This window comes from Streptomyces sp. NPDC049887, from assembly GCF_040656535.1.
Lineage (GTDB): Bacteria > Actinomycetota > Actinomycetes > Streptomycetales > Streptomycetaceae > Streptomyces.
Map to the genome: position 1 here is coordinate 357,802 of NZ_JBFAMM010000001.1, position 25,351 is coordinate 383,152.

The following is a 25,351-nucleotide window of genomic DNA, read 5'->3' on the forward strand; positions in this document are numbered from 1 at the left end:
GCCGCGGCCGGCCGCGGCCGCGTGGCCCTCCGACCGGGCCGGGTGCGGGAGGCGGCCCGGGATGCCACCGCCCGCGGTCCTCGGTGCACGGGCGGGCGCCGTGAACCCGCTCGGGACGCGGCCCCTCCCGTCGGTCGGGAGCGCCACGGGCGCCCGCCGACGGTCCGCTACGGCCGCCGGGAGGCGGTCGGTCCGGACCGGTCGGGGCCGGGCAGTCGGTCCCCGCTCACGCGGATTCGCGGAATCGGGTCGTGCGGTGGACCGGGTCCGTGTCGATCTTCGGGATGACGTGCTCGCCGACCAGTCGGATCGTCTGGAGGGTGTCCTCCTTGGAGATCCCGATCGGCAGGCCGAACGAGAGCTGGTCCGCACCCGCCTGCTCCCACCGCCTGCACTGCGCCAGTACCTCGTCCGGGTCGCCGCAGATCAGCAACTCCTCCTGGATGAGGAGTTCGACGAGTTCCTCGTTGAACTCGGGCAGGGTCTCGGGCCAGACGGGGAACCCCTCGGGCCGCGGGAAGGTGTCGTGGTAGCGGAACACCAGCGACTGGAGGTAGTGCAGTCCGCCGCCCGCCGCTATCCGCACCGCCTCCTCGTGCGTCGGGGCGCAGACGGCGGTCGATGTCACCATGACGTTGTCGTTGACGTAGTCGCCGATCGGGTCGGCCTCGCGGATCGCGGTCTTGTACTGCTCCAGCACCCACTCCATGTCGGAGACCTTCTGGACGCTGAAGCCCAGCACGCCGAGCCCCTTGCGGGCCGCCATGGCGTAGGAGGGCGGGGACCCGGCCGCGTACCACATGGGCGGGTGGGACTTCCCGTACGGCTTGGGCAGCACCTTGCGCGGGGGAAGTGACCAGTGCTTCCCCTGGAAGCCCTCGTACTCCTCCTGGAGCCACATCTTGGGGAACTCGGCGATGGTCTCCTCCCAGATCTCCTTGGTGTGGTTCATGTCGGTGATGCCCGGGAGGAAGCCGAGGATCTCGTGCGAGCCGGCGCCACGTCCGGAGCCGAACTCGTGGCGGCCCTCGCTGAGGTGGTCGAGCATGGCGACCTTCTCGGCGACCTTGACCGGGTGGTTGACCTGGGCGAGCGGGTTGAAGATGCCCGAGCCGAGATGGATCCGCTCGGTGGCGTGGGCCAGGTAGCCGAGGAAGACGTCGTTCGCGGAGAGGTGGGAGTACTCCTCCAGGAAGTGGTGCTCGGAGGCCCAGGCGTACTTGAAGCCGGACTCGTCCGCCTGGATGACGTACTCGGTCTCCTCCATGAGCGCCTTGTGCTCGGCGAGCGGGTCGGTCTCGGCGCGCCTGCCGACGTAACCCTGAACAAAGAGCCCGAATTCCAAGGGGGTTCACCGTCCCGTCCCTACTTTTCTGACGCATCGTCAGATTTGACTCCGTCGACTGTTCCATCGCACGTCCGGGGCGTCAATAGAGGGAGGGCAGCGCATCTGACGATTCGTCAGAGCACGCTGACGCCGGCCAGCCAGCCGCCGTCGATGACGAACGGCTGCCCGGTGATGTAGGAGGAGTCGTCACAGGACAGGAACAGCGCGAGCCGCGCCACCTCCTCCGGCTGCCCGACCCTCCCCAGCGGCACGAGCTGCCGGTACAGCCCGTCCAGGGCGTCCGGGTCCGCGCCGTCCGGATTGCTCATCGGGGTGTCCACGGCACCCGGGCACACCGCGTTGACCCGGATCCCCTTCGCGGCGAGCTCGATCGCGGCCACCCGCGTCAGGCCGAGGACCGCGTGCTTCGTCGCCGCGTACGCCCCGACGTACGACATGCCCGTGAGCGCCGTGTACGAGGCCGTGTTGACGATCGTGCCGCCGCCCGCCGCCTCGATCTCGGGCGCGACCGTCTTGATCCCCAGGAACGCGCCGACCTGGTTGACCTGGACGATCTGCTGGAACTCCTCCAGGGGCGTGCTGACCAGCTCGTTGAAGCGCAGGATGCCCGCGTTGTTGACCAGGCCGTCGATACGGCCGAAGGCGGCCTTGGCGGCGGCGACCGCGGTCGCCCAGCCGGCCTCGTCGCCGACGTCGAGATGGACGTACAGGCCCCCGAGCTCCTCGGCCAGCGCCTCGCCCCGCTCGTCGAGGACGTCGGCGAGGACCACCCGGGCGCCCTCGGCGCTGAACAGCCGCGCCTCCTGCTCGCCCTGCCCCCGCGCCGCGCCCGTGACGACGACGACGCGCCCCTCCAGCTTTCCCATGCCGTACTCCTAGCGGTCGAGGTGCGGAGCCACGTCGGCGGCGAAGGCCGCCATCTGGTCGATGAGTTCGCCGCGGCTCCGGCTGCGGAACCGCACCTGGATCTGGTCCACGCCCATGGCGCCGTACTCGCGCAGCGACTCGGCGAGCGCACTGGGCTTGCCGGTCAGCGTGCGCCGGCCCGTGTCCCAGCCGGCGTCGCCGACGTACAGGGGCTCGGTGATCGCGCCGATCACGAGCGGGCTCTCGACACCGGCCTGCTCGCGCAGCGTCCGGAGCCGGGCGATCTGCCGCGGGAGGCGGTCGCGCGGATCGCCCTGCGGAAGCCAGCCGTCTCCCTTGAGAGCGGCCCGGCGCACGGCGGCGGGCGAGGAGCCGCCGACCCACAGCGGCACCCGGGCCTGGACGGGCCGTGGCCTCTGGCCGAGCCCCTCGAAGGCGAACCGCTCCCCCGCGAAGCTGGGGAACTCCTCCGGTCCGAGCGCAGCCCGGAGCGCGTCGATCGTCTCGTCGAGCAGGGCGCCGCGCCCCTCGAAGTCGGCGCCGACCGCCTCGAACTCCTCGCGCACGTGCCCCGCGCCGACCCCGAGGAGCAGCCGGCCGCCGGACAGGTGGTCGAGCGTCGCGTACTGCTTGGCGGTGACCAGCGGATGGCGCAGCCCGACGACGGCGACATGGCTGAGCAGTCGCACCCGTTCCGTGGCCGCGGCCAGGAAGGACAGCGTGGCGACGGGGTCGTACCAGACCGTGGACATCGCCCCGGCGAGCCGCAGCGGGACGGCGACGTGGTCGCAGACCGCGATGTACGCGAACCCGGCACGGTCGGCGGTGCGCGCGATCGCCACGAGATCGTCCGGACCCGCGGCCGCCTCCCAGGACTCGGCGTAGAGGGTGCTCTGCGACTGAACCGGGAGCTGCATCCCGTAGACCACCATGGTTCGGCCCCTTCGCCGCTGGATCCGACGTCATCCGGCGGTCGCCCGATGGGATTATCTGACGACCCGTCATGTCGCTTGGCTCTCCATGGTCTTGCCCGAGGCCTGATCGGGCAAGGGGTCTGCGGGTCACGCTCGGACGGGGCGGACCGGGGCAGTACGCGTACGGGCGGCGCCGAGGAGGGGGCGGGAGGGGCCGCGAGGGGGCGGGGCCAGGAGGCGCCCGGCGGGGCCCGGTCGGGGCCGGGCCGCCCGGAACGCCGCCTTGCCGCTCCCGGTGGTGCCCGCCTCCCCGTGGAACCGCGCACCACGGCGTCGGGCCTCACCAGCGGGCCGGACCGGCAGGCCCGGAACCCCACAGCCAGATGGCCCTGCCCCGAGCACGACGGCCCTAGCCGAGCACGACGGGCCCTAGCCGAGCAGCGCGTACACGGTCGAGGCGCGGGCTGCGGGCTCCTCCGTGCCGTGCGCCGTCATCGTGATGTCGGCGAACGCCATGCGCCGTCCCAGCTTGGAGATCCGGGCGTCGACGAGGACGTCCGCGCCGGCCACCGCCCGCTGGAACGTCGTCGACTGCTGGACCGTCGTCATGGGGACGAAAGCGCCGCGGGCCGAGGACACGGCGATCACCGTGGCGGTGTCGGCCGCAGCCATCAGCGCCTGGCCGGACAGGGCGCCGCCCTCCCGGGCCAGCCGGTCCGTCCAGGGCAGGCGCAGAACGGCGTGCAGCTCGCCCGTCCCGACCACGGTCAGCCCGAGGTCGAGCACCCAGGGGGCGAAGTTGTCGGCGAGGATCTTGTCGGCTTCGGCCGGAGTGAGCGTCATGTCCCGATGGTGGCGGCGGTCACGGTCGATGTCCACGCCATCGACCGCGGGGCCGCACGCCGGCCGCCCCGGCCGATCACGGACCGGACCAGAGCCCGTCCTCCGTCAGCCCCAGCAGCTCGATCGCGTTGCCGCGCACGATCCGCTCCACCACGTCGGGCGCCAGATGCCCCATCTGCGCCTCGCCGACCTCGCGGGAGTCGGGCCAGGTGGAGTCCGAGTGCGGGTAGTCCGTCTCGTACAGGACGTTGCCGACGCCGATCGCGTCCAGGTTCCGAAGACCGAAGGCGTCGTCGAAGAAGCAGCCGTGAACATGCTCGGCGAAGAGCTCCGACGGCGGACGCAGCACCTTGTCCGCGACACCGCCCCACCCGCGGTTCTCCTCCCACACCACGTCCGCTCGCTCCAGGATGTACGGGATCCAGCCGATCTGGCCCTCCGCGTACATGACCCGCAGATTGGGGAAGCGTTCGAACTTGCCGCTCATCAGCCAGTCCACCATCGAGAAGCAGCAGTTGGCGAAGGTGATCGTGGAGCCGACGGCGGGTGGGGCGTCGGCGGACGTCGACGGCATCCTCGAGGAGGAGCCGATGTGCATGGCCACGACCGTTCCGGTTTCGTCGCAGGCCGCCAGGAACGGGTCCCACTCGTCGGTGTGGACGGACGGAAGGCCCAGGTGGGGGGGTATCTCGGAGAACGCCACCGCCCGCACCCCGCGCGCCGCGTTGCGCCGCACCTCCGCGGCGGCGAGCTCCGCGTCCCACAGCGGGATCAGCGTGAGCGGGATCAGCCGGCCCCCCGACTCGGGCCCGCACCACTCCTCCACCATCCAGTCGTTGTAGGCGCGCACCCCGAGGAGTCCCAGCTCACGGTCCTTCGCCTCGGTGAACGTCTGCCCGCAGAAGCGCGGGAAAGTGGGGAAACACAGCGCGGACTGGACGTGGTTGACGTCCATGTCTGCCAACCGGTCCGGCACGCTGTACGAACCGGGCCGCATCTGCTCGTAGGTGATGACCTCGAGCCTGATCTCGTCGCGGTCGTAGCCGACGGCGGTGTCGAGCCTGGTCAGCGGCCGGTGCAGATCCTCGTACACCCACCAGTCCCCCACTGGTCCCTCGTCGCCCGGCGCGCCCATGACGGGGGCGAACCTGCCGCCGAGGAACGTCATCTCCTTCAGCGGCGCACGGACGACACGGGGGCCGCTGTCCCGGTACTTCGACGGGAGTCTGTCCCGCCAGACGCCGGGAGGCTCCACCGTGTGGTCGTCCACCGAGATGATCTTCGGGAAGGTCTCCATGGCTCCCACGGTAGCGCTGATCTGACGGATCGTCAGCTCCTTGGTCGGCGGGAAGCTGCAGATCCTGTGCAGAGCGTCACCCCTTGCTGACGAGGCAGGCCCCCACAAGGCAGACTGTCGGAGGCGAACCCGCGACACGAGCGAGACAAGCGGGACGAAGGCGGTACCGGCAGGGGGTAGCGATGCACCGCGAGGACGGGCCCTCCGCACAGCCACACATTCCGGAGCCGCGGACTCCGGACCCGTCGGACGACGACCGGCACCTGCGCTTCAGCGTGCTCGGCCCCGTCCGCGCCTGGCGATCCGGACAGGCCCTGCCCCCCGGCTCACCCCAGCAGCGCGCACTCCTCGCCGCCCTCCTCCTCCGCGAGGGCCGCACCGCCACGGCCGCCGAACTCATCGACGCCATCTGGGGCGAGGACCCGCCCTCCCAGGCCCTCGCAGCCGTACGCACCTACGCCTCACGCCTGCGCAAGATCCTCGACCCCGGCGTCCTCGTCAGCGAATCCGGCGGATACGCCGTCCGCATCCCCGCCGACACCCTCGACCTCCACATCGCCCAGGAACTCGTCGCCGAAGCCGAGAAGTCACGCGCCGGCGGCGACCGCTGCCACGCCCGCACCCTCATCAACAGATCCCTCGGCCTCTGGGACGGCGAACCCCTCGCCTCCGTCCCCGGCCCCTACGCCGAGACCCAGCGCGCCCGGCTCGAGGAATGGCGCCTCCAACTCCTCGAGACCCGGCTCGAACTCGACCTCGACGTCGGCTGCCACGCCGAAGCCGTCTCCGAACTCACCGCCCTCACCGCCGCACACCCGCTGCGCGAACGCCTGCGCGAACTCCTCATGCTCGCCCTCTACCGCAGCGGACGCCAGGCCGAGGCACTCGCCGTCTACGCCGACACCCGGCGACTCCTCGCCGACGAACTCGGCGTCGACCCCCGACCCGAACTCGCCACCCTCCAGCAGCGCATCCTCCAGGCCGATGCCGAACTCGCCCGCCCCGCCGAACAGCCCGCCCCCACCAACCCCCAACCAGCCCGGCCCGCGCAGCTCCCCGCCACCGTCCCCGACTTCACCGGCCGCACCTCCTTCGTCCGCGAACTCGGCCGACGCCTCGCCTCCGCCGACGGCTCCGTCATGGCCGTCTCCGCCCTCGCCGGCATCGGCGGCGTCGGCAAGACCACCCTCGCCGTCCACGTCGCCCACGAAGCCAAACCCCACTTCCCCGACGGGCAGCTCTACGTCGACCTCCAGGGCGCCGGCGCCCGCGCCGCCGAACCCGACACCGTCCTCGGCGCCTTCCTCCGCGCCCTCGGCACGGCCGACACCGCCATCCCCGACACCCTCGACGAACGCGCCGCCCTCTTCCGCTCCCTCCTCGACGGCCGCCGCGTCCTCGTCCTCCTCGACAACGCCCGCGACGCCGCCCAGATCCGCCCCCTGCTGCCCGGCACCGCCGGCTGCGCCGCCCTCGTCACCAGCCGCGTCCGCATGGTCGACCTCGCCGGAGCCCACCTCGTCGACCTCGACGTCATGTCCCCCGACGAAGCCCTCCAGCTCTTCACCCGCATCGTCGGCGAGGAACGCGTCACAACCGAACGCGAAGCCGCCCTGGACGTCGTCGCCGCCTGCGGCTTCCTCCCCCTCGCCATCCGCATCGCCGCGTCCCGCCTCGCCGCCCGCCGCACCTGGACCGTGTCCGTCCTCGCCGCCAAACTCGCCGACGAACGCCGCCGACTCGACGAACTCCAGGCCGGCGACCTCGCCGTCAAGGCCACCTTCGAACTCGGCTACGGCCAGCTCGAACCCGCCCAGGCCCGCGCCTTCCGCCTGCTCGGCCTCGCCGACGGCCCCGACATCTCCCTCACCGCCGCCGCGGCCACCCTCGGACTCCCCGAACACGACACCGAGGACCTCCTCGAAGCCCTCGTCGACACCTCACTCCTCGAATCCGCCGCCCCCGGCCGCTACCGCTTCCACGACCTCGTCCGCCTCTACGCGCGAGCCTGCGCCGAACGCGACGAACAACCCCCCGCGGAGCGCGAAGCCGCCCTGTCCCGGCTGCTGGACTTCTACCTCGCCACCACGGCCCGCGTATTCGCCCTCGAACGCCCCGGCGACCGGCTCGTCGACCACCTCGCCTCCACGGTCTACGCCGGACTCGCCTTCACCGACCGCCACGAAGCCCTCGACTGGCTCTACCGCGAGGCCAACTCCCTCCTCGCCTGCGCCCGCCAGTCCTTCGTCGGCACCCGGCTGCGACGCGCCGTCGACCTGCTGTGGGCCGCCAAGGACCTCGCCGAGTCCGGCGCCAACAGCAAACAGTACGAATCCGCCGCGCTCGCCGCACGCGACGCGGCGCTCGCCGCGGACGACCCACACGCCGCGGGACGCGTACGCACCGCCCTGACCAACGTGCACCTCGTCGCCGGACGGTACGAACAGGCCGACGAAGAGGCGCGCACCGCACGAGAGCTGGCCACCCTCGCCCAGGACCCGGCCCCCCTCTACTGGGCCGACAACGACCAAGGCATCGCCGCCGCCGCCACCGGCCGCTACGAAGAAGCCGAACAGCACCTCGTGAACGCGGCAGAACGCGCCCGCGCGGACGGCCACCTGCCCGGCGCGGCGAGCGCCCTCTGCAACCTCTCCCGCGTGCACCTCTTCCTCGGACGCACCACCGAGGCCATCGACCTCGCCCGGCAAGGCGTCGCGATCTACGACAGACTCGGCCTCACCGTACGCCTCGCCAACGGCCGCTACGCCCTCGGCGTCGCCCTCACCGAGGCGAACCGCACCGCCGAGGCACTGGAACAACTCGCCGCGGCGCTGCAGATCTTCATCAAGGACCGCCAGCGGCTCTGGGAGGGCACGACGCACTTCCGCATCGCCCAGGCCCACCTCAACGTCCGCAACCCCTCCCACGCCGCACAGCACGCCGAACAAGCCCTCGCCAGCGGCTACATGGGCGGTGATCGCATGCGGGCCAGCATCCTCACCACTCTCGGCGAATCCCTCCACGCTCTCGGGCAGACCGACCGCGCACGTGCCTGCTGGCAGGAGGCACTCGCCTTCTACGAGCAAACCGGCGCCCGCGACGCGGAACGGCTCAAGGCCCTCCTGACCCCAGCAGCAGCCTGAACTGCGCGGACAGGGTCGTTCAGCATTTGTTTATGGCCGTCCGGCAGTCTCTAACCACGGTCCGTCGCATCGGGGGACGGACGGGTCGCGAAAGGCTCACCACTAAGGTGAGCGGTCCCGGAACGCCCGTTCGGCGACCCACGGGGGAGTCGCCGAACGGGCGTTGCAACTGGTTTGAACACACGGGGAGCTGAGCACCATGAGCGCCGAGAAGAAGATCGAAGAGATCGTCACGATGGACAACCACCTGCCGGCTCCGCCCAAGGACGGCGGCGCCACCACGCAGGACAACCACCTGCCCACCCCGCCCAAGGACGGCAAGCCCGCCAGGCCGGACAACGGCACCGTGACGACCCTGGACAACCACCTGCCCACCCCGCCCAATGACGGCGGCATCACCACCATGGACAACCATCTGCCGGCGCCCCCCAAGCCCTGAGACCGCACACGACGGGGTGCGGCCGCGGCGGCGCGGAGGGGGAGCCGCCGCGGCCGCGGTGCGTTCAGCGGGCGTGCGCCTCTGCGCGCGCCCGCAGTTCCGTCTTCAGCACCTTCCCGCTCGCGTTCCTCGGCAGCTCCGCCACGAACTCAACCGACCGCGGCACCTTGTAGTTCGCCATCTCCCGCCGCGCCCAGGCGATCAGATCGTCCGCCGTCAGCGTCGAACCCGGTCGGCGCACCGCGTAAGCCCTCCCCACCTCGCCCAGCCGCCCGTCCGGCACGCCGATCACCGCCACGTCCGCCACGTCCGGGTGCACGCCGAGCAGTTGCTCGATCTCCGCCGGATAGGCGTTGAAGCCGCCCACGACGAACATGTCCTTGATCCGGTCGGTGATCCGCAGGTTCCCCGCCGCGTCGAGGACCCCCACATCGCCCGTGTGCAGCCAGCCGTCCGCGTCGACCGCCTCCGCCGTGGCCACCGGGTCCTCGAAGTAGCCCTGCATCACGTTGTGCCCGCGCACCAGGATCTCCCCCGGCTCCCCAGGGCCGGCCCCGACGCGCACCTCGGTGCCCGGAATGGCCCGCCCCGACGTCGACGCGATCGTGGCCGGGTCGTCCCCGCGCCGGCACATCGTCACGATGCCCGACGCCTCCGACAGCCCGTACGCGGTGAGCACCGTGCCGATGCGCAGCTCCTCCCGCAACCGCTCCACCAGACGCAGCGGCACCACGGCCGCCCCCGTGACCACCAGCCGCAGCGCAGACAGGTCGTACGACTCCCGGGCCGGATGGTCCAGCAGGGACTGGTGGAGCGTCGGCGGGCCCGGCAGGACCGAGATCCGCTCGGACGCGATGTTCGCCAGCACCGTGTCCACGCCGAACACCGGCTGCGGCACCATCGTCGAACCCCGCATCAGACACGCCACGATCCCCGCCTTGTATCCGAAGGTGTGGAAGAACGGGTTCACGATCAGATAGCGGTCCTCCCGCCGCAGGCCCGCCAGCTCCGCCCAGACCGCATAGCAGCGCAGCGTCTGCGCATGAGTGATCACGGCGCCCTTGGGCGCCCCCGTCGTGCCCGAGGTGAAGACGATGTCCGACGGGGCGGACGGGTCGACCGCGTCCGCCCGGGCGCGCACCCGGGACACCGGCACCGCGTCGCCGCCCGCGAGGAAGTCCTTCCAGGTGCGGTAGTCCTCCGGCGCACTGTCCGCGAACACCACCACCTGCTCCAGGTGCGGTAGTTCGACCTCGGCGCGCCGCAGCGAGGCGACGTACGAGGTGCCGAGGAACGTGCCGGTGACGAACAGCAGCCTCGCTCTGGAGCGGGCCAGTACGTACGCCGCCTCCGCGCCCTTGAAACGGGTGTTGAGCGGCACGAGCACCGCGCCGGCCGACACCGCACCCAGCGCGGAGACGATCCACTCCAGCGTGTTCGGCGCCCAGACGGCCACCCGGTCGCCCGGTTCCACGCCCGCGGCCAGACAGGCGGCGGCGGCACGTTCCACGCGTTCGCCCAGCTCGGCGTAGCTCACCCGGGTACGGCCCTCGACCACCGCCTCCCGGTCGCCGTGGCGCTCCGCGGCGCTCCGCACCAGCCTCGGTATGGAGCCCCACTCCAGGTCGCCGCGCATAGCCCGAACCTCCCGCCGTCGACTGCGTCCCATTAGCTGACTATCCGTCAGATTAGCTGTACGCTCCCCCGCATGGCGACCCTCAAGGACGCGACCGCGATAGCCGGAATCGGGCAGACCGCCTTCGCCGGACACCTCCCCGAATCCGAGAGGACCCTGGCCTGCAGGGCCATCCTCGCCGCCCTCGACGACGCCGGCGTGAGCCCCGCCGAGGTCGACGCCTTCGCCTCCTACACCATGGAGGAGACCGACGAGGTCGAGATCGCCAAGGCGATCGGCGCGGGAGACGTCACCTTCTTCAGCAAGGCCGGATACGGCGGCGGCGGTTCCTGCGCGACCGTCGCCCATCTCGCCGCGGCCATCGCCACCGGGCAGGCCGGCGTCGGCGTCGCCTGGCGCTCCCGGAAGCGCGGCTCCGGACCCCGCCCCTGGAAGAACACCTCCGTACAGCTGCCCACCCCCGGGCAGTGGACCCGGCCCTTCGGACTGCTGCGGCCGGCGGACGAGATCGGCATGCTCACCCGGCGCTACATGCACGAGTACGGCGCCACCCGCGACCACCTCTTCAACGTCGCCCTCGCCTGCCGCAACCGCGCCAACCAGAACCCGGCCGCGGTCATGTACGACCGGCCGCTGACCCGGGAGATGTACATGACGGCGCGCTGGATCAGCGATCCCCTGTGCCTCTTCGACAACTGCCTCGAGACGGACGGCGCGCTCGCCTGCGTCGTCGTCAGCGCCGAGCGCGCCCGCGACTGCCGCCACCGGCCCGTCTACATCCACTCCGTCGCCCAGGGCCTGCCTGCCCAGCACCACGGCATGGTCAACTACTGGAACGACGACCCGCTGACCGGACCCGCCTGGACCGCGGCCCGGCAGCTGTGGAAGACCGCCGACCTCGGGCCACAGGACGTCGACGTCGCCCAGATCTACGACGCGTTCACCCCGCTGATCCCGCTGTCGCTGGAGGGGTACGGCTTCTGCGGGCGCGGGGAGGGCGGGCCGTTCACCGAGGGAGGCGCCCTGGAGATCGGCGGGCGGCTGCCGCTCAACACCGGTGGCGGCGGGCTCAGCGAGGCGTACGTCCACGGCTTCAATCTGATCAACGAGGGCGTGAAGCAGTTGCGCGGTGTCTCCACGGCGCAGGTGCCGGACGCGTCGACGTGTCTGGTGACGGCGGGCGAGGGTGTCCCGACTTCGGCGTTGCTTCTGAGGAGTTGAGCTGACAGATGACAGATTCTGATACCGGGTATCTGACACCCGTCATCGACGAGGACGGCGCTCCCTTCTGGGATTACGCCGCGCGAGGACAACTCCGCGTCCAGGCCTGCGCCTCCTGCGGCGAGCTGCGCTTCCCTCCCCGCCCCTGCTGCCCCCGCTGCCAGTCCTTCGACAGCACCTGGCGGCGCATGAGCGGCCGCGGCCGGATCTGGTCGTACGTCCTGCCGCACCCTCCGCTGCTCCCCGGCTACGCCGAGCAGGCCCCGTACAACGCGGTCGTCGTCGAGCTCGCGGACGCTCCCCACATCCGGCTGGTCGGGAACGTCGTGGCCGCCGCGGACGCCCCGCTGAACTCGGTCGACCCGGCGCGGCTGCGCGTCGGGGCCCCGGTGCGGGTGGCGTTCACGGTGGCGGGTGGCGGGGTGGCCGTGCCGCGCTGGCTGCTGGAGCGGTGATGCCTGGATCCGGTGTGCGGGTGGAGCGGGACGAGGAGTCCGGGGTCGCCGTCGTCACCCTGGACCGGCCGGGTCGGCACAACGCCGTGGACCTGGCCATGGCGGAGGAGCTGTCCTGTGTCTGGCGTGGGTTCCGCTTCGACGACTCGGTGCGCGCGGTGGTGGTCACCGGCGCCGGTGGGAAGGCGTTCTGCAGCGGGGTGGACCGCTCCGCCGTCGTGCCCCAGCCGGCGTCGCCGTACTCGGTCGACGATCCGCTGGTGCGGATCGGGCCGAAGGCGAACGACCTGTGGAAGCCGGTGATCGCGGCCGTGCGCGGGCTGGCGTGCGGCGGCGCGTTCTATCTGCTCGGTGAGGCGGAGTTCCTGATCGCCGCCGAGGACGCCGTGTTCTTCGACCCGCACACCGCCTACGGCATGGTCAGCGCGTACGAGTCGGTGTACATGGCGATGCGCATGCCGTTGGGGGAGGTGGCCAGGACGGCGCTGATGGGTACGGCCGAGCGGCTGTCGGCCCGGCGGGCGTACGAGACCGGTCTGGTCAGCGAGCTGACCCCGCCGGGAGACGAGGTACCGGCGGCGGTGCGCTGCGCGGGGGTGATCGCCTCGTATCCGACGGAGGCGGTGCAGGGGACGGTCCGCGCCGTGTGGTCGGCGAAGGAGGCGGTCCGCGCGCAGGCACTGGCGCACGCACCGCAGCTGGTGACGCTGGGGAACCTGCCGCCGGAGCGGCAGGCGGAGCTGTTCACCGCGCGCCGACCGGGGTTCCGGTTGCGCTGACGCCATGGAGACCGCAGGCGCGGTCGGTGGGCTCGCGCCTGCGCTGGTCCGCCGGGCAGGCCGGATCGTCGCCCATGTCGCGGCGCACGAGCTCGGTGCGGCTGCCTATGCGGTCAAGGCCGTACGCGCTGCCGCGCCGGAAGGCGAGAGCGAGGCGGCAGGGCGGCTCGAATGCCAGTGGCAGGGTGACCGGCTCCCGGAGGCGATTCGCGAACTCGTGCTCGACGACCAGCGGTCGCGGAACGACATCTGCTGTTCGGTGTTCGTCTGCTGAGCGCTCGTCGGGCGCCGACAAGGTCCACAGGAGGCTGGTCCGCCGGCGTCCTCGGTGGGGCGGTCACCGATGTAGCGGCTGGGTGCGGTGGGGCGGTTGGGGCGGCCGGTGGTGAGTGCGGGGTGCCCGGTCGGCCGTATGGAGGGTGAGGACCGTGTGCCGGCGTTGCCCGTGGCCGGGTCCGTCCCGGGTGGGGCGGGGGCGGGGCGGGGGCCGGTTCAGGGGTCGCGATCGGGGTACCACGGGCGTAGCGTCGTGCTGCGGAGAGGAGGCCGGCCATGGTCCGCAACGTCGTAGGGTCGGTCCTGGCTCTCGCCGGAGCGGCGGCCGCCGTATGGAGCCCCTTCCGTGCCTGGTACGACGGCCGTCCCGGCATCGACTACCGGATCCAGGATCTGTTCGGCGGTATCACGGACGCTCAGACGGAGGTCGTGTCGTCGATTGTGCTGCCGTATGCGTTCGCGGCGTTGGTGACGTTGCTCGGTGTGGTGTTGCGGTCGCGGTTGCTGGTGGGGCTGGCTGGGCTGGTGGTGCTGGGGTTCACGGTCCTGTGGATGGTGCGCCAGGGTCAGTCGGCGGGCTATCTGTCGGTGGGGGGTGGGCTCCCGGGGTTGGGTGAGGGTGTCGCGGCTGCGCTGGGTGGCGGTTTTCTGCTGTTGCTGGCGGCGGTCGTGATGCGTGGGCGTGCGCCGCGGGTGGTGGCGTTCGAGGAGCCGGGCTACGACGATCCGCCGGAGGGTCCGGGGGCGTATCCGGGTGGGTATGCGGCCGGGTATCCGCCGGGGGGTGATCCGGGGGTGTACCCGCCTCAGGAGGGGGGTCCGTACGCGTGGTCGCCGGGGCCGGACGACACGCAGCGGCTGCCGGCGTTTCCGCCTCCTCCGCCGTACGGGTCGGGGCCCCGGCAGCCTCGGCGGGACCCGTACGGTGCGGGTCCGGCTCAGGATCCGTTCCGTGACGAGGGGCGGGGGCCGTAGTTCCCGCGTTCGTCCCGGCCGGGGTGCCGGGGGCACCCGGCCGGGTTTCGGCGGGGGTTACCGGGGTGCGGCGGTGCGGCCGGTGGCGGTTCCCTTGGCGGCGTCGAGGGCGTAGACGCAGCGGTCCTTGGAGCTGGCGTAGACGACGCCGTTGCGGGCGACGGGTGAGCCGGTGATCTCGCCGCCGGTGGCGAGTTTCCAGCGGAGTTGTCCGCCGGCCGCGTCGAGGGTGTAGAGCACGTGGTCGGCGGAGCCGAAGTGGATCCGGCCGTCGGCGACGACGGGGCTGCCGGTGACCTCGCCGCCGGCGGCGAATCTCCATTTGGGGGTGCCGGTGACGGCGTCGAGGGTGTAGAGGGCGTTGCCGCTGCCGACGTGGACGCTGCCGTCGGTGACGAGGACGGGTTCGACGGACTGGCGGGCCTCGGTGGCGATGCGCCAGCGGTCCTTTCCGGTGGTGGCGTCGAGGGCGTAGACGGTGCCGAGGTAGTCGGCGAGGTAGATGCCACCGCCGGTGACGGCGGGGCCGGGGGCGAAGACGGGTGGGGAGAGGAAGACGGCCGGGGCTTCGAAGTGCCAGCGCACGTGGCCGGTGATGGTGTCGACGCACAGGACGCGGGTGCCGGCGGCGAGGTAGGTGCAGCCGTCGGGGGCCTGGGTGACGCGTACGGGTGCGCCGCCGCAGGAGGCGGCGTCGCCGACGGGGTAGGACCAGCGTTCGGTGCCGGTGCGGGCGTCGAGGGCCTGGAGGCGGGCGTTGCGCCACACGTAGACGGTGTCGTCGCAGAGGGCGGGTCCGGCTTCGGGGGTTTCGAAGTCGCTCTGGGCTCCGGTGATCTCCCAGAGTTTTTCGCCGTTGGAGGCTTCCCAGCCCTGGACGCCGCCGCCGCGGGTGGCGGTGACGACGGTGCCGCGGGCGGCTTCGAGGGAGTAGACCCAGGCGTCGGTGTGGGTGCGCCAGCGTTCGCCGCCGTCGTTGGCGTCGAGGGCGTAGAGGGTGGGTCCGTCGGAGGCGTGGATGCGTCCGCCGTGGACGGTCATGGCCCAGGCGACGTCGCGGGTCTTGAACTGGCGGCGGCCGCTGGCGACGTCGAGGGCGTGGACCTCGAAGGAGGTGACGTAGAGGAGGTCGCCGTCGACGACGGGGGTGCCCCAGACGTCGTTGGACATGCGGAAGCGCCAGGGGCGCCAGCGTGCGGGGCCGCTGTCCGGGGGTGTGGTGGGTGCGGGTACGGGCGGGGCCGGGGTCATGGCGTTGGTGGCGGCCTCTCCGCCGGGCGGGCGGACCCAGCCGGTGGCGGGGCCGGCGTCGACGGCGGCGGCTCGGGCGTCGGCCGCGGCTCGGGGGCCGGGGCCGATGGGGATCTTGGCGCCGGGCAGTCGGACGGGTCCGTGGTCGGGGCCGGGGCCGGGTGGGGCGTGCTGGGGGCGGACGGGTGCGGTGTTGCGGGGGTCGGGTCCGCCGGTGGGTCGGGCGGGGGCGTGTTCGGGCCTCGGGGGTACGGGGGGTGTGGGGGGTCGGGGCCGGGCTGCGGGGCCGCCGATGCCGGGCAGACGTCCGCCGCGGCGGTCCTCGATGAGGGAGACGGCGCGGCCGGGCAGCCAGGCGGAGGCGGTGCCGCTGTCGTCGCCGCCGGAGGAGAACAGGTGGGGTGCGAGTTGTGCCTGGAGGTCCTCGGGGCTGGGCCGGAGGGCTGCGTCCGTCTGCATGCAGGATTCGATGAGGGGGCGCAGTTCGTCGGGTAGCCCGGCCAGGTCGGGGCCTTCGCGCAGGAGCATGAAGACGGTCTCGACGGGGTTGGCGCCGTGGAAGGGCGCGTGTCCGGTGGCGGCGAAGACGAGGGTGGAGCCGAGGGAGAAGACGTCGCTGGCGCCGGTGACGCTGCGGGAGTCGCGGGCCTGTTCGGGCGACATGTAGGCGGGGGTGCCGACGGCGACGTTGGTCATGGTGAGGCGGGTGTTGGAGACGCCCGACGCGATGCCGAAGTCGATCACGCGGGGGCCGTCCTCGACGACGAGGACGTTGGACGGTTTGAGGTCGCGGTGGACCAGGCCCGCGCCGTGGATGGACTGGAGGGCCTCGGCGATTCCGGCCGCCAGCCAGCGGACCGCCTGGGCGGGCAGGGGCCCGCACTCGTTCACTATTTCCTCGAGGGAGGGGGCGGGGACGTAGGCGGTGGCGAGCCAGGGCACGGCGGCGCGCGGGTCGGCGTCGACGACGGCCGCGGTGTAGAAGCCGGAGACCGCTCGTGCCGCTTCGACCTCGCGGGTGAAGCGGACGCGGAACAACTGGTCCTCGGCGAGCTCCGTGCGCACCGTTTTGATCGCCACCCGCCGGCCGGACGCCGACCGTGCGAGATAGACCAGCCCCATGCCGCCGGCTCCGAGCCGTCCCAGCACCTCGAAGGGGCCGATCCGCCTCGGGTCGTGCTGCGTCAGCTGCTCCACTTCGCTTGCCACCTCCCCGTAGGGGCCATGCAGGTACGGCCCCGTCGCCACCTGATTGTTCCTGCCGGAGGGCAGGGTTGCGAACCCGGGGCGGTATCGGGGTGTCTCGGGCTATTTTGCCGGGCTGCCGGGGGTGGTGTGCGGGTTCGGTGGGTTCGGTGGCTTCAGTCGGCGGGCCGGCCGGACGTGTCGGACTGGTGTTCGGGGGCGGGGTCGTCCGTGCGTTCGGTTCGAGGGCGGGCCTGGTCGTTTCCGGGCGGTTCCGCGTCGGGTCGGGCCTGCTGCTCGGGCTGCCGTTCGGACTTCCGGTCGGGCTCTTGTTCGAGCGCGTTCCCGGATGCGGGTCCGAGGGGCGCCCCGGGCCCGGGCTCCGCCAGAACGGCGAAGGCGGCTCCCTGGTCGTCGGTGAGGACGGCCATACGTCCGTAGGGGATGTCGAAGGGCGGTGCGGTGACGCGGGCGCCGAGCCGGGTGGCGTGTTCGACGGTGGCGTCGGTGTCGTCGACGGCGAAGTAGACGAGGAAGTGGCCGGGCATCTCCGCGGGGAACGCGTCGGTGATGACGCTGCGGGCCCCGACGGCGGTGTCCTCGCCGGGTTCGGTCCCGGCGGGCGACCACATCAGGTAGTCGACGGTGTCGTCGGGCAGCGGGGTGGCCTGGAAGCCGAATACTTCCTGGTAGAAGGGGTCGACGGCGTCCTTGTCGCGAGTGTAGACCTCGGTCCAGCAGAACGAGCCGGGCTCGCCCCGGAGGGCGAAGCCGTCGCGTTCGCCCTTCTGCCAGAGGCCGAACACGGCGCCCGCGGGGTCGGCGGCGAGCACGACGGTGCCGAGGCCGTCGACGGGCGTGGGAGCGGTGATCACTTGGCCGCCGGCGTCCCTGATCCTCCGGGCGGTGGCGGTGGCGTCGCCGGTGGCGAAGTAGACGCCCCAGGTGGTGGGCATGCGGCCGTCGCTCTTGGAGGCGAGGGCTGCGACGGGTTTTCCGTCGCGGAGGGCGTCGGTGTAGTGCGGGTAGGGGCCGTGATCAGCGCTTCTCCCGCCGTAGGTCCAGCCGAACAGTTCGCCGTAGAAGCGCTTGCCCGCTTCGAGGTCGGGCAGCTGGGCGTCCACCCAGCAGGGGGTGCCCTCGGTGAATGCGGCCATGGTCCGGCCCCTTCCTCGGTGCGGGTTCCGCTGGGGCGGGTTCCTGGTGCGGATTCCGCGGCGCAGAGCCCTCGACACAGAGTGTGATGTCAGTCACAGTCAATCGGACTGTGGCGTGCGCCGCACGCAGAGGGGCCCGTACGTCGAGCAGTCCAGTCGTTGAGTTGTCCACCGAAATTATCCACAGGCTGTTGATAACACTGTTGGCCCACCCGGGGGACGATGCGGGAGCACCCCATTTGCAGTCGGCCGAATCGCGCGCCGATCACCCCTCGGTAAGCTGACGGCATGACAGGACAAGTACGCACTGTCGACGGCCGGGTCGCCGGTCGTCGCGGACAGGCGACGCGGCAGAAGCTGCTCGACTGTCTCAGCGAGATGCTCAGCTCCTCGCCGTACCGGGACGTCAAGGTCATCGATGTGGCCCGGAAAGCGGGGACCTCACCCGCGACCTTCTACCAGTACTTCCCCGACGTCGAGGGCGCGGTCCTCGAACTCGCGGAGGAAATGGCCACGGAGGGCGCCGCGTTGACGGACCTGGTCGCGGGCCGGTCCTGGGTCGGCAAGGCGGGCTGGCAGACCGCGGAGCAACTCGTCGAGGGATTCCTCGACTTCTGGCGCAGGCACGACGCGATCCTCCGCGTGGTGGACCTCGGCGCGGCCGAGGGCGACAAGCGCTTCTACAAGCTCCGCATGAAGATCCTGAACTCGGTCACCAACTCCCTTGCGGACGCCGTGAAGGAGCTCCAGTCCAAGGGCAAGGTCGACAAGGACGTCAGCCCGATGGCGGTGTCGGGTTCGCTGGTCGCGATGCTGGCCTCGGTGGCCTCGCACCAGAAGGGCTTCCAGACCTGGGGCGTCAAGCAGGCCGAACTGAGGCCGAACCTGGCGCTGTTGGTGCACCTGGGCATCACGGGCAGGAAGCCGACGAGGTAGCCGGGCAGGCCGCGACGACGGGCGCGCTCGCGCCAAGTCCTGTCACAGGCAAGCCCGTTCCCGTCCAGCCACGTCGGCCGTCGGCAGCGGCGGCACGTCCGTCGCCGACATGACCGTGCCTCGCGGCGCACCTTTCGCCGCCACGCCTTCCACCGGTACGGCGCGCCCCGCGCCGGCCGCGCTCCACCGGCCCGCCCTTCGCCGTCGCGCCCTCCGCCTACGCCCGTACGCCCTCTCGCCCGTACGCCCCGAGCGGCCCGCCCGCAGGGCCGCGGGGCCCGCACCGGCCGGGGCGCCCCTCCGCCGTCGCGGGTCCACGCCCTCCGCCGACCCGCACCCCTCCATGGGCCGTGCCCCCACCTCCATGGGCCGTGCCCCCACCGACCCGGCACGACCCTCCACGGGTCCACGCCCTCCGCCGACCCGCACCCCTTCACGGGCCGTGCCCCCACCTCCATGGGCCGTGCCCCCACCGACCCGGCACGACCCTCCACGGGTCCACGCCCTCCGCCGACCCGCACCCCTTCACGGGCCCACGACCCTCCCGGTACGTCCCGGCAGGTCCGTCGTGGCCGCCCCCACGGTCGGGCGCGCCCACGCCGCCCGCACCGCCCGCGGCGTCAGCCGTCCACCGCGGTGCTCCGTCGCGTCAGCCGGAACAGCCGGATCTCCCTGTCGATCCTCGCCTGGTACGTCGCGTACGGGGGCCAGAACGCGAGCGCCGCGCCCCAGGCCGCCCCGCGTTCCTCGCCGGTCAGCAGTTCCGCCCTGACCGGCACGTCCCCGCCCCGCCAGCTGATCTCCGCCTCGGGGTGCGCGAGCAGATTGCCCGTCCACGCCGGGTGGCCGGGCCGGCCGAAGTTGGAGCCGACGAGGAGCCAGGTGCCGGTCGCCTCCTCCGGCACGCACGCGAGCGGCGTGCGGCGCGGGAGCCCGGTCCTCGCGCCGCGCGCGGTCAGCACGAGCCCGGGCAGCATCCGCGCGCTGGGCAGCACCTTGCCCCGGGTCATCCGGTGGACGGCCCGGTCCAGGGCGGGGATGACGTGCGGGGCGATCCGTGCGAACGCGCGGGTCGAGGAGATCTTCCGGACCACGCGGATCCCGGTGCGCATCAGACGTCGGCCGCCTCTCGCGCGCCGGGACCCGCCCCGGACCCGTCCCCGGACCCGCGGGCGACCACCGCCGCCGGGGCAACCCGGGCAGCGGCGGCCGGGGCGAACAGGCCCGCCGTCTCCGCCGCCCGTGCGCGCAGCCGGTGGACGGGCCCGAAGAGCAGTTCGTCGGAGGCGGCCCGCTTGAAGTAGCGGTGGGCCATGTGCTCCCAGGTGAAGCCGATGCCGCCGTGCAGCTGGATCGCCTCACCGGTGACGCTCCGGAGCGCCTCCAGGCACTGGGCGAGGGCGAGCGTGCCCTCGCCGGGGTCCCAGGCCGCGTAGTACGCGGCGGACCTGGCCGCCTGGACGCGTACGTACAGGTCGGCGAGGCGGTGTTTGACCGCCTGGAAGGAGCCGACGGCCCGGCCGAACTGCCGCCGGTCCTTCACGTGCTCCACGGTGCGGTCCAGCGCGGCCGTGGCCACGCCGACGGCCTCCGCCGCGAGCAGCGCCGCGGCGGTGCGGCCGGTGGCGGCGAGTGCGGCGGGAACGTCCGCGCCGGGGTCGTCGCCGAGCAGTTCGGCCGGGGTGTCGCGGAGCTGGACGCGGGCCTGCGGCCGGGTCTCGTCGAGTGCGGTCCACCGGGTGCGGCGCAGGCCGTCGGCGTCCCGGGTGCGGAGGAGGAAGAGGAGGGCGCGGCCTCGGGTGAAGCCGCCGGTGTGCGCGGCGACGAGGAGGAGTCCGGCGCTGTGCCCGTCGAGGACCTGTTCGGCCTCCCCGTAGAGCCGCCAGCCGCCGCGGCCGTCGGCCCGGGCCTGGATGCCGCCGGCACGGCCGCCGCCGGCCCAGGTGCCGTGCGCGTCGCAGCCGGTGAGGGCGAGCGCGGTGGCGAGGGCGGTGCCGGGTACGCAGAGGGCGGCGGTGAGCGAGCCGCCGGCGATGCCGGGCAGGAGAGCGTCGCGCTGCCGTTCGGTGCCGAGCGCGGCGATCAGCGGGGCGGCGAGTCCGGAGGTCGCGAACAGCGGCAGGGGTGCGAGTGCCCGGCCGGTCTCCTCGGAGGCGAGGGCGAGCTCCGTGATGCCGCAGCCGGCGCCGCCGTACTTCTCGTCGAGGGCGAGTCCTGGCAGGCCGAGTCCGTCGGCGAGCCGTGCCCACAGACCGGGGTCGTATCCGGGCCCGGCGGCGGAAGCGGTGCCGTCACGCCCGGGCGGCCCCGGTGGCCCGCCTTCGGAGAGGGCGGCACGCAGGGTGCGGCGGATCTCGGACTGCTCCGGGGTGAACGCGGCGTCCATCGAGGCTCCCCTCGTTTCCTGACGGGCCGTCATATTAGGGGCGGTGACGGCAGAAGCCCAGAGCAGGAGCTGATGACCACGCCCCGCGACGCCCCCGCCTCCAGCCGCGTGCGCGCCAACGACGACGGCCACCGTCACCAACGCAAGGACGACCGCTGCACCGCTCGACTGTGGGTTCCGCCAGCGTCCGTGACGGCGCGGACCATTACCCCCACCTCGAACGCCTCGCTGCTCCCATCTGCGGCGGCCCGACCCGCGAACAGGTGGGGGCGACTCGTGCGTGACGACGAACCCCTCACCGTCCCCGAAGCGTGGCCCGACTCAAGATCGGCCGCTCCGCCCTCTACGACCTCCTGCGCACCCGCCGCCTCGCCTCGCTGACCATCCGCCGCGCCCGCCGCATCCCCACCCACGCCCTCGCTGACTACGTCCAGCGCCACCTGGAAGAGGCCGCCCGATGACCGCCCCCAAACGCAAGAAGTCCCGCGCCAACGGCGAAGGCACCCTCTACCAGCGCAAGGACGGCCGCTGGGAAGCCGCCGGATACGTCCTCGCCGCCAACGGCACCCGCAAACGCGTCCGCGTCTACGGCAGCACCCGCAGGAACGCGGCCGACAAGCTCGCCGAGAAGATCGCCGACAGCAACCGCGGACTGCCCGTCGCCACCGCCGACAGCACCGTCGGCGACTCACTGACCTGCTGGCTGAACGGCGTCGCCGTCCACCGGCTCCGGGAGAACACCCACACCCGCTACGCCGCCTGCGTCCGCCTCCACCTCATCCCCGGCCTCGGCACCAAGAAGATCGCCCGCCTCACCACCAAGGACGTACGCACCTTCGTCGACCGCCTCCGCACCACCTGCCAGTGCTGCTCCCGGGGCCTGGACACCGAACGGAAGAGGTGCTGCGCCATCGGCGAGTGCTGCCAGAAGCAGCTATCCGCCTTGACCGTGACCTACGTGCACTCGGTGTCCAGGAATTCCGAATGCGTGTCAAGCGGCTTTGTCGTGTGGGGTGAGGCTGATGGTCAGGTCGGCGCCGAGAGCCTGAGCCAGGCGGCGCAGGAGGGGAAGCGTGGGCACGGTCCCGCCGCCTTCGAAGCGGGAGATCTGTGGCTGCTTCATCCCGCACCGCTCGGCCAGCTCGGCCTGGGACAGCCCGAGCTCGATGCGCCGGTCGTGGACGAGTTGCCCGAGCTCACGGGCGAGCGCGGAAGGCGGGTCCTGCATGGTTCCTCCCCGCCTCAGGCCGCTGGGGCGACGATGGTGACGGTGGGCTCGTCTCCGCCGGCGAGGTGCACGTCCACCGTGAGGTCCAGTGCGCGGGCCAGGCGCATGATGACCGCGATGGGCGGCAGCTCGGTGGCCGTCTCGATGCCTTCGATGTCATCGACGTCGACGTGCATGCGCTCGGCGAGATCAGCCTCGCTCAGACCCAGCTGCTTACGCCGGTCGTAGACGGCCTTGCCCAACGTCATGGCGAGGCCGGCCTCTTCGTAGACCCGGTCGTACTCGGGATCAGCGTCCAGGTGTTCGCCCAGCAGCCGGCGGTGGCGACGGGTCCTCCATTCGCTGTGGTTCATCGGTTCTCCTTGAGGTTGCGGCTGTAGAGGTCGTGCTCGGCGGCGGCTTCATGCTCCGCCTCGCACAATCGCTGTGCGGCGTGGGCGCGGTCCACTTCGGCCTGCTCGCGCATCGTGGTCTTGCGGAACACGGTGAGCAGCACGACACGTCGGCCGGGCGCCAGCCAGTAGGTGATCCGCTGATGGACATCGCCCAGGCGGAAGCGCAGTTCGCGGAGCTTGCCGCCCAGGTGGCGGGAGTGCGGTTCATCGAGGGTGGTGGGCTGCTCGGCGAGCAGGTCGGCGACGCGTTCGGCCTGCGTGTAGTGATGGGCGGGAATGCTCTCCAGCCACAGCCGCACCTCCGGCTCGATCTCGATCGAGTACCGCTCACTGTCCATATCGCCGATGATATATGGCGCGGGGCGCGAGAGCTCGACTTCGGAGCTCAGGTCGCGTGCCGCCGCCGCGACCGCAGCCTCTCCAGCGCCGCACACCCCCGCACGTCCCTCCTCGTCCTGATGCCACGGCGCCGCCACGCCCCTCCGGCCTCCCCGACCACCCTCGTCCTCGCACACTGGGCCTACGACGGCACCGGCCTCACTCCCGACCTCCAACGCCTCGCCGCCCTCATCTGCGGCGGCCCGACACACGGACAGGCGGTGACAACCGGTGCGTGACAACGAACTCCTCACCGTCCCCGAGGCCATGGCCCGCCTCAAGATCGGCCGCTCCGCCCTCTACGACCTCCTACGCACCCGCCGCCTCGCCTCCCTGACCATCCGCCGCGCCCGCCGCATCCCCACCCACGCCCTCGCTGACTATGTCCAGCACCACCTGGAAGAGGCCGCCCGATGACCGCCCCCAAACGCAAGAAGGCCCGCGCCAACGGCGAAGGCACCCTCTACCAGCGCAAGGACGGCCGCTGGGAAGCCGCCGGATACGTCCTCGCCCCCGGCAACACTCGTCGCCGCGTCCGCGTCTACGGCACCACCCGCAAGGACGCCCTGGCCAAGCTCACCGAGAAGATCGCCGCCAGCAACCGCGGCATCCCCATCCCCTCCGCACAGGGCAGCGTGGCCGCGTACCTGACGTACTGGCTGGAGAACGTCGCCGTCCACCAGCTACGCGAGAACACCCACACGCGATACACCGCCCGCGTCGACCGGTACCTGATCCCCGGCCTGGGCAAGAAGAAGCTCACCAAGCTCACCACCAAGGACGTCCGCACCTGGCTCAACCAACTCCGCACCACCTGCCAGTGCTGCGCACGCGGCATCGACGCCCGGCGCGACCAGCCCCGCTGCTGCGCACTCGGCCAGTGCTGCCACAAGCTGCTCTCCCCGCTGACGCTCACCTACATCCACTCCGTACTCAAGTCCGCCCTGGAGCACGCCGTCCGAGAGGAAGAGATCCCGCGCAACGTCGCCCGCAACGTCCGCACCGGCACCCCACGCCCCCGACGCTTCGAACCCCTCACAGCCGACGAAGCCCGGCAGTTCCTCGCCGCCGCCCAGGACCACCGGCTGCACGCGCTGTTCGAACTCGCCCTCCACACCGGACTCCGCAAGGGCGAACTCCTCGGCCTGCGCTGGGAAGACCTCGACCTCGATGCGGGCACCGCCGCGATCCGCCGAACCTTGCAGCGCACCGCCGCAGGCGGGCTCACCACGCTGCCCACCAAGACGCGGGCCTCCGAGCGCCGTATCGCCCTCCCCACCCTCTGCCGCCACTCGCTGAAGCTCCAGCACGAACAGCAGCAGCGCGAACGTGAGGCCGCGGGCACGGCATGGCAGCACAGCGGGCACGTGTTCACCACTGCGCAGGGTCGACCGATCGACCCGACCAACCTCACCCGCACTTTCCTCACCTTCCTCCGCAAGGCCGGCCTCCGCCGCATCCGATTTCACGACCTCCGCCATTCGACCGCCACTCTGCTCCTGGAGCAGGGCGTCGAACTCGTCGTGATCAAGGAACTCCTCGGCCACGCCCACATCGGCGTCACAGCCACCGTCTATGCCCACGTCCGGCTCCGCCTCCAGCGCGACGCCATCGACACCCTCGGCACCGCGCTCGGTAGCCCGGAGACCACCGAGACGGCGCGCTCCGACGGCGATGAACCGCCACCCTGCAACGCGCTCGTCCGCTGACGTTGCCGTCAACTACTGCCGTCAAGACGGCGAGAGGCCCCGCCAGAGTCGGCTCTGGCGGGGCCTCTCAGCATCGAGTCAATTCACGACAACAATTCGCGACGAGACTCCGAATAGGAGTCCGCGTTCTCCGGGAGAAGCTCCGACATCTTGCCGAAGAACGCCAGTCCCGCACCCCTCAGCGCCGCCACGAAATCAGACTCTGAAACGCTCGCCTTCTTCGCGCCGTTGCCCGATTTTGCCGAAACGAGAACCTGAGACCCTTGCCGTCGAAAAGAGAGCTCAATCGGCTGATCCGGGAAATAGGTCGACGCGTACCCCACGGCCGAGAGTTGCGGGACCATGCTGGCCACGTATGCCCACAGCTGGTCAACGTAATCCCATTCACTGATCCCGATGATCTCAACTCCGTGGATGGCGATTCGCACCGCACCCTCGACGTAGTCGGCATCGGCTGGGCGTGCGGTGCAAGCATCAACCTGCACGAACTTGCCACCCGAATCTCTCAGGTACGTCTCGATCTCGATCACGCC

The 25,351-nt window shown here is 72.0% G+C and carries 23 protein-coding genes and 3 pseudogenes; 12 read left to right on the forward strand and 14 right to left on the reverse strand.

The features are described 5' to 3' along the window. Positions 1-226: 226 nt before the first annotated feature. From AB0J10_RS01515 to AB0J10_RS01535, 5 genes are all read right to left on the reverse strand, one after another. Complete coding sequence (locus tag AB0J10_RS01515; RefSeq protein ID WP_363056584.1) at positions 227-1,345, reverse strand: LLM class flavin-dependent oxidoreductase; 1,119 nt, start codon at positions 1,343-1,345, stop codon at positions 227-229. Positions 1,346-1,461: 116 nt separating this feature from the next. Then, positions 1,462-2,214 (reverse strand): SDR family NAD(P)-dependent oxidoreductase, encoded by a 753-nt coding sequence (locus AB0J10_RS01520; protein ID WP_363056586.1) that lies wholly within the window; start codon positions 2,212-2,214, stop codon positions 1,462-1,464. Positions 2,215-2,223: 9 nt separating this feature from the next. Next, positions 2,224-3,147 carry an LLM class F420-dependent oxidoreductase gene (locus AB0J10_RS01525; protein ID WP_363056588.1) on the reverse strand — a complete coding sequence of 308 codons (924 nt, stop codon included), beginning with the start codon at positions 3,145-3,147 and terminating at the stop codon, positions 2,224-2,226. Positions 3,148-3,558: 411 nt separating this feature from the next. After that, positions 3,559-3,972 (reverse strand): PaaI family thioesterase, encoded by a 414-nt coding sequence (locus tag AB0J10_RS01530; RefSeq protein WP_269729846.1) that lies wholly within the window; start codon positions 3,970-3,972, stop codon positions 3,559-3,561. Positions 3,973-4,048: 76 nt separating this feature from the next. Further along, on the reverse strand, positions 4,049-5,269 hold the full coding sequence (locus tag AB0J10_RS01535; RefSeq protein ID WP_363056591.1) for an amidohydrolase family protein: 1,221 nt from the start codon (positions 5,267-5,269) through the stop codon (positions 4,049-4,051). A gap of 182 nt (positions 5,270-5,451) precedes the next feature. Here AB0J10_RS01535 and AB0J10_RS01540 point away from each other — a divergent pair, with 182 nt between their 5' ends. Both AB0J10_RS01540 and AB0J10_RS01545 read left to right on the forward strand, forming a co-directional pair. Further along, positions 5,452-8,412 carry a BTAD domain-containing putative transcriptional regulator gene (locus AB0J10_RS01540; RefSeq protein ID WP_363056593.1) on the forward strand — a complete coding sequence of 987 codons (2,961 nt, stop codon included), beginning with the start codon at positions 5,452-5,454 and terminating at the stop codon, positions 8,410-8,412. 199 nt (positions 8,413-8,611) lie between these two features. Further along, positions 8,612-8,851: a hypothetical protein gene (locus AB0J10_RS01545; RefSeq protein ID WP_363056595.1), complete on the forward strand. Its 240-nt coding sequence runs from the start codon at positions 8,612-8,614 to the stop codon at positions 8,849-8,851. 64 nt (positions 8,852-8,915) lie between these two features. On the opposite strand, the gene AB0J10_RS01550 is transcribed toward AB0J10_RS01545, so the two are convergent. Then, positions 8,916-10,487, reverse strand: coding sequence for a FadD3 family acyl-CoA ligase (locus tag AB0J10_RS01550; RefSeq protein ID WP_363056597.1), 1,572 nt, complete (start codon positions 10,485-10,487; stop codon positions 8,916-8,918). Positions 10,488-10,559: 72 nt separating this feature from the next. Between AB0J10_RS01550 and AB0J10_RS01555 the strand changes: the two genes are divergently transcribed. The 5 genes from AB0J10_RS01555 (at position 10,560) to AB0J10_RS01575 (ending at position 14,193) form a co-directional block, all read left to right on the forward strand. Further along, positions 10,560-11,708 (forward strand): lipid-transfer protein, encoded by a 1,149-nt coding sequence (locus AB0J10_RS01555; protein WP_363056599.1) that lies wholly within the window; start codon positions 10,560-10,562, stop codon positions 11,706-11,708. A gap of 8 nt (positions 11,709-11,716) precedes the next feature. Beyond that, a complete protein-coding gene (locus AB0J10_RS01560) occupies positions 11,717-12,163 on the forward strand; it encodes an OB-fold domain-containing protein (RefSeq protein ID WP_363056601.1) in 447 nt (148 codons plus the stop codon). Further along, positions 12,163-12,942 (forward strand): enoyl-CoA hydratase/isomerase family protein, encoded by a 780-nt coding sequence (locus tag AB0J10_RS01565; protein ID WP_363056603.1) that lies wholly within the window; start codon positions 12,163-12,165, stop codon positions 12,940-12,942. The genes AB0J10_RS01560 and AB0J10_RS01565 overlap by 1 nt, the downstream gene beginning before the upstream one ends. 4 nt (positions 12,943-12,946) lie before the next feature. Beyond that, positions 12,947-13,216, forward strand: a complete 270-nt coding sequence (locus AB0J10_RS01570; RefSeq protein ID WP_363056605.1) for a putative immunity protein — start codon at positions 12,947-12,949, stop codon at positions 13,214-13,216. A gap of 278 nt (positions 13,217-13,494) precedes the next feature. Beyond that, positions 13,495-14,193 (forward strand): hypothetical protein, encoded by a 699-nt coding sequence (locus tag AB0J10_RS01575; protein WP_363056607.1) that lies wholly within the window; start codon positions 13,495-13,497, stop codon positions 14,191-14,193. 57 nt (positions 14,194-14,250) lie between these two features. Here the strand turns inward: AB0J10_RS01575 and AB0J10_RS01580 are convergent, their stop codons facing one another. After that, positions 14,251-16,641, reverse strand: coding sequence for a PQQ-binding-like beta-propeller repeat protein (locus AB0J10_RS01580; protein WP_363056609.1), 2,391 nt, complete (start codon positions 16,639-16,641; stop codon positions 14,251-14,253). A gap of 356 nt (positions 16,642-16,997) precedes the next feature. Then, a pseudogene (locus AB0J10_RS01585) lies at positions 16,998-17,786 on the reverse strand (VOC family protein); the annotation flags it as partial. Positions 17,787-18,074: 288 nt separating this feature from the next. Between AB0J10_RS01585 and AB0J10_RS01590 the strand changes: the two are divergent. Next, on the forward strand, positions 18,075-18,722 hold the full coding sequence (locus AB0J10_RS01590; protein ID WP_363056611.1) for a TetR family transcriptional regulator: 648 nt from the start codon (positions 18,075-18,077) through the stop codon (positions 18,720-18,722). Positions 18,723-19,342: 620 nt separating this feature from the next. Here AB0J10_RS01590 and AB0J10_RS01595 read toward each other — a convergent pair. Both AB0J10_RS01595 and AB0J10_RS01600 read right to left on the reverse strand, forming a co-directional pair. Then, entirely contained in the window at positions 19,343-19,834 is a 492-nt protein-coding gene (locus AB0J10_RS01595; RefSeq protein ID WP_363056613.1) for a nitroreductase family deazaflavin-dependent oxidoreductase, read from the reverse strand. Then, the gene (locus AB0J10_RS01600) at positions 19,834-21,108 is read right to left on the reverse strand and encodes an acyl-CoA dehydrogenase family protein (RefSeq protein WP_363056615.1); all 1,275 of its coding nucleotides are present in this window, start codon (positions 21,106-21,108) and stop codon (positions 19,834-19,836) included. Before AB0J10_RS01600 ends, AB0J10_RS01595 begins: the two co-directional genes overlap by 1 nt. Before the next feature lie 311 nt (positions 21,109-21,419). On the opposite strand from AB0J10_RS01600, the gene AB0J10_RS01605 reads away from it, so the two are divergent. Further along, positions 21,420-21,569: an excisionase gene (locus AB0J10_RS01605; RefSeq protein WP_363056617.1), complete on the forward strand. Its 150-nt coding sequence runs from the start codon at positions 21,420-21,422 to the stop codon at positions 21,567-21,569. Continuing rightward, positions 21,566-22,090: pseudogene (locus AB0J10_RS01610) on the forward strand (site-specific integrase); the annotation flags it as partial. The gene AB0J10_RS01605 and the pseudogene AB0J10_RS01610, both read left to right, overlap by 4 nt. 9 nt (positions 22,091-22,099) lie before the next feature. On the opposite strand, the pseudogene AB0J10_RS01615 reads toward AB0J10_RS01610, so the two are convergent. The 3 genes and pseudogenes from AB0J10_RS01615 to AB0J10_RS01625 all read right to left on the reverse strand — a co-directional run. Then, positions 22,100-22,321: pseudogene (locus AB0J10_RS01615) on the reverse strand (helix-turn-helix transcriptional regulator); the annotation flags it as partial. A 29-nt stretch (positions 22,322-22,350) separates the two neighbouring features. After that, the gene (locus tag AB0J10_RS01620; protein ID WP_232649539.1) at positions 22,351-22,689 is read right to left on the reverse strand and encodes a helix-turn-helix transcriptional regulator; all 339 of its coding nucleotides are present in this window, start codon (positions 22,687-22,689) and stop codon (positions 22,351-22,353) included. Next, positions 22,686-23,069 carry a type II toxin-antitoxin system RelE/ParE family toxin gene (locus tag AB0J10_RS01625; protein WP_363056620.1) on the reverse strand — a complete coding sequence of 128 codons (384 nt, stop codon included), beginning with the start codon at positions 23,067-23,069 and terminating at the stop codon, positions 22,686-22,688. The genes AB0J10_RS01620 and AB0J10_RS01625 overlap by 4 nt, the downstream gene beginning before the upstream one ends. 271 nt (positions 23,070-23,340) lie before the next feature. Here AB0J10_RS01625 and AB0J10_RS01630 point away from each other — a divergent pair, with 271 nt between their 5' ends. Further along, positions 23,341-23,526 (forward strand): helix-turn-helix domain-containing protein, encoded by a 186-nt coding sequence (locus AB0J10_RS01630; protein ID WP_363056622.1) that lies wholly within the window; start codon positions 23,341-23,343, stop codon positions 23,524-23,526. Beyond that, positions 23,523-24,818, forward strand: a complete 1,296-nt coding sequence (locus AB0J10_RS01635) for a site-specific integrase (RefSeq protein WP_363056624.1) — start codon at positions 23,523-23,525, stop codon at positions 24,816-24,818. Before AB0J10_RS01630 ends, AB0J10_RS01635 begins: the two co-directional genes overlap by 4 nt. Positions 24,819-24,901: 83 nt before the next feature. Here AB0J10_RS01635 and AB0J10_RS01640 read toward each other — a convergent pair whose 3' ends face one another. Next, positions 24,902-25,348: a hypothetical protein gene (locus tag AB0J10_RS01640; RefSeq protein WP_363056626.1), complete on the reverse strand. Its 447-nt coding sequence runs from the start codon at positions 25,346-25,348 to the stop codon at positions 24,902-24,904. Positions 25,349-25,351: the final 3 nt, after the last annotated feature.